Raw genomic sequence first — 8428 nt, 5'->3', positions numbered from 1 at the left:
GATGAGTCTTACGGTTTGAAGTTTGAATTCCTTGTCGTACTTTTTCGTCATTTCGGACACCTCGATTATGAATGCTTTTATTGTCGCACTCTCGGTTCTCCGTGTCCAATTTAAAGTCTAGCATCAAGTACGGCCAGTATATCTCCTCTACCATTTCCTCTAGATTCTCTAAATATTAGCAGTGAGTGTCGGTTAACAAGCCAATCCCAATAAATAATGATAAGTAGGGTCTGTCTGAATTGGGAATTTAGTAAAAAAAGGAGGGTTTTGGTAGATAGGAGGCGAAAAATGTCAACGTGGGAATGATCCCTTTTTCCTGGTAAGGGATTAATTGAAACGGGGTGAAACTCAAATTGCGTAAATTAAAAAATCCTGAATTGGAGCTATCGAAAATTCAAGACTCGCTGGAAAAGCTTAATCAAAAAAAAGTTCGTGACAGCTTTACTATTCGCGTGGTGACACCGATGATTGGCGGAGGGGCGAAACCACACTTGATTGATAATCGGCAACCAGTGAGAAGCAGTGCCATCCGCGGTCAACTTCGATTCTGGTGGCGGGCTACCCGTGGGGCCTCTTGCAAAGACGTAGCAGAATTAAGAAAGCGGGAGGTGGAGATCTTTGGTAGTACTGATAGACCGAGTCCGGTGAAAATTCGGGTTGAAACATTGTCGGAAATTAAGTCGGAAAAAGTATTCAATGAAGATTCTAAAAATCCGAAAATGGCCAGAGAACTTCAGGAAAGTCAATATGCTCTTTTTCCATTGAGAGAAACCGTAAAAGAAAAACTCGAGAGAGAAACCGGAAATAAAGGACCTAAATATATAAACAATTTTAAATTTATCCTTCACATTGAGTATGCTCTTCCTGAATTAGAAGAAGAGGAGTGTATGCAGTCGTCAGAGGAATTCAAGCTTGAAATTGAATGCGCTTTATGGGCATGGATTAATTTTGGAGGTATTGGAGCTCGGACGCGAAGAGGCTGTGGAAGCCTGTATTGTTCGGAATTCTCCCCCAAAACTGCTAGGGCAAATGAGCTCCGAACGTGGTTTCAGGAAAAAGTAGAAAAATACAAGTTGAACTTGGTTTCGCATGAGGAGAATTTTCAACAATCGTATCGTGATTGGTCGACTTTAAGTACCACAATCAAATTTTCTGGAGGAGAGGCGGAACCCGTAAAGGCGTGGGGAACGGTCGTTAAGAATCTGCAAGACTTTCGCAGTGCCCGAAAAGAATACGAGGATAGCCGATGTTTTTCAAGATCATTTTGGCCGGAAGCTGACTCAATTCGCCGAATTACTGGTAAGGGAGTCAAAGATCATTTGAAGTCAACCACCATCAAGGAGGGTAAGGACTATATCGCTTTTCCACGCGCTCAATTAGGGTTGCCGATTGTTTTCCATTTTAGGAACGATACGAAGAAGTATCCGCCATTAACTCAGGGATGCGAGCCGTCGGATACCGAGCTCGTGCCAAAAGGGCGTGACCGCCTGGCTTCACCAATCATTTTGAAGGCCGTTGCTGTTATGGATGGTACCAGTGCAGTCAGCGCGGTGATCGTGCTTAACCAGCCTAAACTAGGATGGTTAAGTTTGCGGTCGACTAAAAAGAAAAATGATAAGCAGCAGTTCAAAGGGAAAAATATTGAACCTAGTGCCGTCTATATCGCTCCAGAGTATCTGCCCGAAAGAAAAGTGTACAATCCGATGAAGGTTAGCGGCAGTCAAAATAATCGCTTTGAAAGGGTTACTGACTCGGCGATCACTGCTTTTTTAAATTGGAAGGAGGTAGGAACATGGCAGTGGCTGAACGAAAATTGATGCTGTTCTCGATCGGGCCTGTACAGGATTTTATCGCGCAGGCAAGACGGACGCGAGACCTGTGGTTTGGCTCTTTTCTTCTATCGAGGCTCAGCCGCGCTGCAGCAGAGGCATTTCGTGATAGGAACGGTAAAATCGTATATCCACATATCGATTGGGAGACTCCGTCGGATCGGGCTAAGGTGACGAATAAGTTGCTAGGTTACGTCGAATCTGATTGTCCGCAACAGCTTGCACTGGAGATTCGCACTGAAGTAGCTAGAGCTTGGAAGAAAATTGCGGACGAATCGCTCGAGCACTTGCGGCCTTATGTTAATGAACGTCTATGGGATCGGCAAATTAAAGATTTTATCGAGTTTTACGCGGTATGGGTCCCGCTTCATGACTTAAAAGATTACGGAACAGCTCTGAAACGCGCCGAACAATTGCTGATTGCCCGCAAAACATTGCGTGATTTCAAACAGAATGAGCCTGCAAGAATGTTTGGTGAAAAGAAATCGAGCCTTGACAGTGGACGTGAATCTGTATTGCTGCCCGATAAACACCACTATCTGTCCCGTTTTGGTATCAAATCTAATGAAACGTTGGATGCCATTTCGGCAGTAAAACGGCTTTCTATGTACACCCACGACAATAGTCATTTTGTTTCCGTATGCGACGTAGCGTTCAACAACTTCCGGAGACGGCTGCAGATGGATGAGAAACTGCAATCTCAAGTGGAAGATTACATTTCTAAGCTGCGTGGGATTGATCCGGTGTTTGGAAAGCTGAATCTAGGTGGAGATGGTCAATTTAGGCTTTTTTACGAGAGCCGAATTGAGGAGTTTGTTGACGAACAAGCAAACCCGCCTATGCAGGGTGACAAAAAGCGGAAGGTTATAGTTCAAGCGATTAAGGAATTAGAGGCATTGTACCGAAGAATTAGCTTACGCCCAACACCATATTATGCATTCCTGCTTTGCGACGGAGACCGAATGGGTGAGTCTCTGAACGAACTGTCCACGTTTGAGCAGTATGGAGAATTCACAGAACGATTGTCCCGGTTCGCCGTTAGAGCGGAAGACATCATCAGTTCCTGCGAAGGACGTCTGGTTTACAGCGGTGGCGATGACGTAATGGCGTATTTACCGATCGATAAGTGTCTGGAAGCGGCGGCTAACTTGCAGCAATCTTTTGGCCGGATCATGAAGGAAGCGGTACCTAAGGGTGGAAGACGGCCTACACTTTCTATAGGAATCGCAGTTGTGCACATGATGGAAATACTTGGGGACGTTCGGCAGCTAGCCGCAGAAGCTGAACGTATGGCTAAACAGGAGCGGAACAGCCTAGCAATTGTTTACCGCAAGCGCAATGGCGGTAATCAGATGCAGGTTCGTTTGTCTTTTGACGAGCTGCCGGTGGAACGTCTGCAGCGGATACAGCAATGGTATCGGGATCAGTTATTTTCGTTCTCGTTTGCTTATGAGTTGCGCGGTTTATATGAGGAGTACAGGCGGTTGAACTCAGGTTCTCTTTGGCTATCCGATCACGAGCAAGCATCTAGATTGTTTGAAAAGGAATTAAAGCGGCTGGCGATCCACAAAAAGCCCGATCACTTGACTGCAGAAGCGGTGCAAAACAAGCTGGTCGCGCCAATGATTGAAATGTTTAGGGGGAAGGGTGTACCGTTGGAACGGCTGCGTGTATTGGCCGAGCAGTTTATTATTGCCGTCAATCTGGAGAAAGCGGGTGCTATTAATGAAACAATCGCTGAAAATTCGTCCTCTTGAACCGGTGATGCTGCGGGACGGACGTCCATTTGACGCTAGTCCCGGTGCTAAGGCGCACAGCATGAACGAAGTGCCGCCCAGTGTTGTTGCCGGCACGATTCGCACGCTGCTGGGGAAGAGATTGACTAAAGAAAACGGTGATACAACCGGGTTCGGCGAAAAGGTGAAGCTTGAGGTGGCGAAGTTGGTTGTTCGCGGTCCTCTTTTGCATTATAAGGGACAGCCTTATTTCACGGTTCCAAGGGATCTTCATTTTCGGAGGGCAGAGAATGGGTTGGAAGCGGACAAGATCGTTCCTCGCAAGCCGGAAGAAGGGGAAGGCTTTCTAGGTACAGGCAGGAGCGGTTGGCATGGAGACAGACTTTGGCCCGCTGCGGGAGCCAGAGGCAAGGCTGCAGCTCAAGCACCCCAATACTTGTCCGCGGAATGTATGGTCGATTGGCTTCAGACACACAAGCTAACGGAAAATTGGCTGCAACCGCTGAACAATTGGTACACGGGGAATGCGACCTGCCCATCGAAAAACGATCACTACGGTTCGATTTGTTCTGAAGAAGCGGTAGCGGAGCCGTTTCTGCATTCGTTCCCCCGAGATGTTCGCACACATGTATCGATTGACACGGCATCGCGTACGTCGATGGAGGGGATTTTGTTTGATACCGAGGCGCTGGTGTTTCCGGAGGATGCGTATTTGTTGGCAGAAGCCGATTTGTCCGAGTCGGATATCGTTTGGCCGAAAGGCTTGTCGGCGATCCACTCGTTTGGCGGAAAACGGCGTCTGGCACATTTCAGCGAAATCGAAGCTAGTGATGTTTGGTCTTGTCCTGAAACGATTCTCCAGGCTTTGGATGGGGCGGGTTATATTCGAATGGTGCTGGCCACTCCGGCTTATTTTACGAAAGGATGGCTGCCGGGATGGCTTGATAGCGACTTAAGGGGAAAACCGGAAGCAGTAGGCGAGGAAGATATCGTTCTGGAGCTCAAGTGGGCTTGCGTCCCTCGTTGGCAGCCTATCTCGGGTTGGAGCTATGGGAAAAGGGAGGAAAAGGCAGTCCGACGTATGGTTCCAGCGGGAAGTGTTTATTTCTTTAAAGTTGAACGAGGCAACCCGCGACTGCTCGCAGAAAAGCTGTGGCTGCAATCCGTATCCGATCGTAACCGGAGAACGGCCATGCATGATAGAAATGACGGATTTGGTCTGTCTTTATGGGGCATCTGGGATGAAAAATCGTAAAACGATACGGAACGAAAATAGGAGGTGCAAGCTCGATGAGCGTTAGCAGTAAGATGTATTGGACACATTGTCTGTCCCCGGTTCATGTCGGGACGGGTCAGGGCGTAGGCGCAATTGATATGCCGATAATGAGAGAAAAGATAACCGAATGGCCCTATTTTCCGGGCAGCAGCATAAAGGGAGTGCAGCGCGAAATGATGGCGAGGGAACTGGAGAATATAGAAGGGAATGCTTCAGTTTCGCTAAAAAAACAGGAGTGGCTGGACACTGCTTTTGGTAAGGCTGATCAGAGGGGAACCGGAGATAAAGAGATTGAGGGAAATGCGGGAGCGCTCGTTTTTTCAGACAGCCGATTGTTTGCGTTTCCGGTAACCAGTTTCTATGGAACTTTCGCATATGTTACTTGTCCGCTGGCCGTCCGGAGGTTGGTTCGTGATCTGGAAGCTTCCAATATGAAGGATGTCAACATAAAGGCTTGTTTAGATATTGGGGAATTGGAACAAGAGTTGACTGATTCCCGTGCATGGATTACTACGGGGAGTGTATTGGCTGGCTCTGAACCTGAGGATGGAAAAGCAACCCAAAATCATTCGGCGTCTAATTGGGGGGAGGGATATCCATTTCGGATTTATCTCGATGAATTTGTATGCAGAGCTAGAAAGTCGGAGAAGCTCGATCTCTTGGCAGAATGGGCGAGTCAACAAATTTTCGAAGATGCATCTTCCCGCCGCATGTTTAAAGAGCGCTTTGTACTCGTTTCCGATGAGGATTTTCAGTATTTTGTAACCATGTGCTGTGAAGTAACACAACGAATTCGTATTTCACCCGACATGAAGGTGGTACAAAACGGGATGTTGTGGTCTGAGGAATATTTGCCGACGGAATCGATTTTGTACGGTATCGTCTGGTGTGACCGTCTGTACACCAAGATTGAAGGACTTACGGAACAGAGATTGTTAAGCAAGCTGTCCGGCACAAAAGTGATGCAAATTGGCGGTAATGTAACGGTAGGTAAAGGACGGGTGAGATTTCGTTTTTCTGGAGGGGAAGGCGTATGAAGTCGTACGAACACCGATATGCTGAAGTAGCCTTTCGGCACATCAGCGGCATTAAACAGGACTCGCCGGAAGCGATTGAATATTTCCGGCGAAGCCGTGAATTTCCGTCACTGCTGCTTCAGAACGGACTGCGGTTGGCTGTAGCCTTTTATCAGGCAAAGTCAGCTGGAGAAGCGTCCAAATCTGTTGATCAAGAGGCTTATGCAGCTTACTTGCGTTTTATGGCAGAAGCGCTCGGTCTTGAGCGATTAACAAGTGAGGCCCTCCCCAAGGATAGCGGACCATACCGATATTTATCCCGACGTGCACTGCATGCTGCAACGTGGTTCAAGCGTTACAGTGAAACGTTACTTCGGAAATCGGAATCAACATTTATTGTCCAATTAAAGGAGGGGTCACCGTGAATCTACATCAGATGTTGAACAAGTACAATGGAGCGGATGGAAATTCCGATCTTGAAAAGATAGTGAAGAACAAGCATACGGAGAAGAAAGGCGAGTATTACAACTGGATTGCGGGAAGTTATGGGGAATATTGGACGGATTCAAAGAGTTGGTTTGTTGAACTGTATCAGCGGCATTATTCGGAAATAGCAGGACGCTCTCTACCACCTTTCATCGTCTCCAGCGCATCACCTTGCATCATCGGGCTAGGCCAGCAAACTGTACTAGAAGCAGGACTAGCGGTACACAAGACTTATGGTGTGCCGTATATTCCTGGGACTGCACTCAAGGGGCTGGCCGCTCATTTCTGCCACAAGCATCTCGGAGCGGAGCAACGGTCTTTTCGGATGGACGGGGACAGCTATAAGGTGCTTTTCGGCAGCCAACAGGAAGCGGGTTATATTCGATTTTTTGATGCTTTGCCAACACCAGAGACGGTTCACAATGCTCTCTTGCCTGATGTAATGACGCCGCACCATCAAGCATACAACAGCTTGCCGGGAGATGGAGAGGATTCAAGGCAGCGCCGCTCAGAAGCCGAGTCTATGCTGGCGGAAGGTAGATCGAATGCACCTCGTGACGACGATTCGCCGGTTCCCGTGCCGTTTCTATCGGTAATGGCTGATTTCAAGATTATGCTGTCTTGTGATGCGGACCAGGAGGAAGCTGATGCTTGGCTGGATATCGCTAAATTAATCCTGGTCCAGGCTTTGGAGCAGGAAGGGATCGGCGGGAAGACGAATGCCGGATACGGAAGAATGTTCATGAAAACTGAGGAGGGGGCAGGAGAGGAATGAGTAAAAAAAATGAAAGCTCTGAGGAAAGAGGGAAGAAGGCGATTCGGCACATTGTAAACAACTATGCGGAGCTAGAGGAATCGATTGTTAGCCAGCTTTGTTTTCAGAGCCAGCATCCGGGAACGACGGGCGGCTTCCGAGAAGAAGTTTGGAAGAACATGTTCGAGCAGTTGATACCGAGGAAGTTTTCCATTGCTCGTTCCGTTTTTATCATTGATTCCGGTGGCCGGATATCTAACGAAGTCGATTTAGCTATTTATGACGAGCAGTATACTCCCTATATTTTTCGGCATGGTATCTTGAAATATATCCCCATTGAAGCGGTCTCCGTAGTGGTGGAATGTAAAAGTCAAAAACCGGAACCCAATGTATTGAAAGACTGGTTGGAAGGAATCAAGGAGCTTAAGACGTCCCCGAAGGCTGTGACCAGAATGAATCCTGCCGTTATTTTTGGCGAAAATCTTCAAGAAAAAAAACATACACAAACTTCAACACGTCCGGTTCGGGTACTGTGTCACACTAACGAATCTGAACTAAGTATCCCCGACGGTTTTGATATCATTATTCACCCTAGAGGGAAGCGCTTAAGTATTAAGCTGACATCCGAGCGGCAAGACTTGGAATATTGGTATGATGAATTAAACCATAGCGATGAAAAGTACAAGAAGTATGCTAAGGCATTTGATGGGTCTGAGCCTGGAGAGACAGGTGGAAAGCAGGCAATGGGGGCAGAAGAGAAAAAGAAATCGTATGATTTGCGGAATTATCGAGTCCATGTCAACCGAAATCGTAATAACGAGGAAAAAGAAGAGATCTCGTTGCTCTCGCTAACCTTTCAACTTAACCAGCTTCTGATGCTGATTAATAACCCAATGTTATTCCCTCATAAAGCTTATGTGGATATGTTTAATGAGAAATGTACGAAGGAATAGATCTTTAGGAATATGATTTGGGGGAAGTAGGAGGGCGCTCATCTTTTTAAAATTGGGGCTTATCCAATTAATAGACAAAGAAAAAGATAGTGTGCGATTTTATCAATTGGGTAACAACTATGGGTCCAAAGTGGAGCATACTGGTGCCAAGCCATCTTTTTCTAGTGGTGCGAACCCCAAGCACACATAAATTCCCTAGGAGGTTCGCACCCCGCGTCCTTAAAGGGTTTACAAGTGAAATTCGTGGAAATTGGACCTCTGTCAATAGATTGGACACATAAAATCGAGAGAATTACGCAGCCGGATGAAACATACGTTCGTATTGATTTGGAGTGAAATACCCTATAGAGGAGTGGATTCTTTTTCCATTATAGAAGC

Annotated in this window: 8 protein-coding genes; 7 read left to right on the top strand and 1 reads right to left on the bottom strand. The window is 47.0% G+C overall.

The features are described 5' to 3' along the window. Positions 1 to 353: 353 nt before the first annotated feature. The 7 genes from cmr1 to ACFPXP_RS08840 are packed head-to-tail and all read left to right on the top strand — an operon-like array spanning position 354 to position 8050. Positions 354 to 1817 carry a type III-B CRISPR module RAMP protein Cmr1 gene (cmr1, locus tag ACFPXP_RS08870; RefSeq protein ID WP_379893864.1) on the top strand — a complete coding sequence of 488 codons (1464 nt, stop codon included), beginning with the start codon at positions 354 to 356 and terminating at the stop codon, positions 1815 to 1817. After that, on the top strand, positions 1793 to 3586 hold the full coding sequence (gene cas10 / locus ACFPXP_RS08865) for a type III-B CRISPR-associated protein Cas10/Cmr2 (RefSeq protein ID WP_379893863.1): 1794 nt from the start codon (positions 1793 to 1795) through the stop codon (positions 3584 to 3586). The genes cmr1 and cas10 overlap by 25 nt, the downstream gene beginning before the upstream one ends. Continuing rightward, a complete protein-coding gene (gene cmr3 / locus ACFPXP_RS08860; protein ID WP_379893862.1) occupies positions 3555 to 4820 on the top strand; it encodes a type III-B CRISPR module-associated protein Cmr3 in 1266 nt (421 codons plus the stop codon). The genes cas10 and cmr3 overlap by 32 nt, the downstream gene beginning before the upstream one ends. 35 nt (positions 4821 to 4855) lie before the next feature. Beyond that, entirely contained in the window at positions 4856 to 5878 is a 1023-nt protein-coding gene (gene cmr4 / locus ACFPXP_RS08855; protein WP_379893861.1) for a type III-B CRISPR module RAMP protein Cmr4, read from the top strand. Continuing rightward, a complete protein-coding gene (gene cmr5 / locus ACFPXP_RS08850; protein WP_379893860.1) occupies positions 5875 to 6282 on the top strand; it encodes a type III-B CRISPR module-associated protein Cmr5 in 408 nt (135 codons plus the stop codon). Before cmr4 ends, cmr5 begins: the two co-directional genes overlap by 4 nt. Beyond that, positions 6279 to 7118, top strand: coding sequence for a type III-B CRISPR module RAMP protein Cmr6 (cmr6, locus tag ACFPXP_RS08845; RefSeq protein ID WP_379893859.1), 840 nt, complete (start codon positions 6279 to 6281; stop codon positions 7116 to 7118). The genes cmr5 and cmr6 overlap by 4 nt, the downstream gene beginning before the upstream one ends. After that, positions 7115 to 8050 carry a DUF6602 domain-containing protein gene (locus tag ACFPXP_RS08840; protein ID WP_379893858.1) on the top strand — a complete coding sequence of 312 codons (936 nt, stop codon included), beginning with the start codon at positions 7115 to 7117 and terminating at the stop codon, positions 8048 to 8050. The genes cmr6 and ACFPXP_RS08840 overlap by 4 nt, the downstream gene beginning before the upstream one ends. A 292-nt stretch (positions 8051 to 8342) precedes the next feature. On the opposite strand, the gene ACFPXP_RS08835 is transcribed toward ACFPXP_RS08840, so the two are convergent. Then, positions 8343 to 8428, bottom strand: an 86-nt coding sequence (locus tag ACFPXP_RS08835; RefSeq protein WP_379893747.1) for an IS3 family transposase, incomplete at its 5' end; no start/stop codon positions are given.

The organism is Marinicrinis lubricantis, assembly GCF_042658665.1.
Taxonomy (GTDB): Bacteria; Bacillota; Bacilli; order Paenibacillales; family KCTC-33676; genus Marinicrinis; species Marinicrinis lubricantis.
The sequence above is the reverse complement of the archived record's forward strand: the minus strand, read 5'-3'. Positions and strand labels throughout refer to the sequence as shown.

Bases quoted from the DNA above. Each gene is read 5' to 3' on its own strand.
- cas10 (WP_379893863.1), top strand. From the start codon at position 1,793: ATGGCAGTGGCTGAACGAAAATTGATGCTGTTCTCGATCGGGCCTGTA.
- cmr3 (WP_379893862.1), top strand. From the start codon at position 3,555: ATGAAACAATCGCTGAAAATTCGTCCTCTTGAACCGGTGATGCTGCGG.
- cmr4 (WP_379893861.1), top strand. From the start codon at position 4,856: ATGAGCGTTAGCAGTAAGATGTATTGGACACATTGTCTGTCCCCGGTT.
- cmr5 (WP_379893860.1), top strand. From the start codon at position 5,875: ATGAAGTCGTACGAACACCGATATGCTGAAGTAGCCTTTCGGCACATC.
- ACFPXP_RS08840 (WP_379893858.1), top strand. From the start codon at position 7,115: ATGAGTAAAAAAAATGAAAGCTCTGAGGAAAGAGGGAAGAAGGCGATT.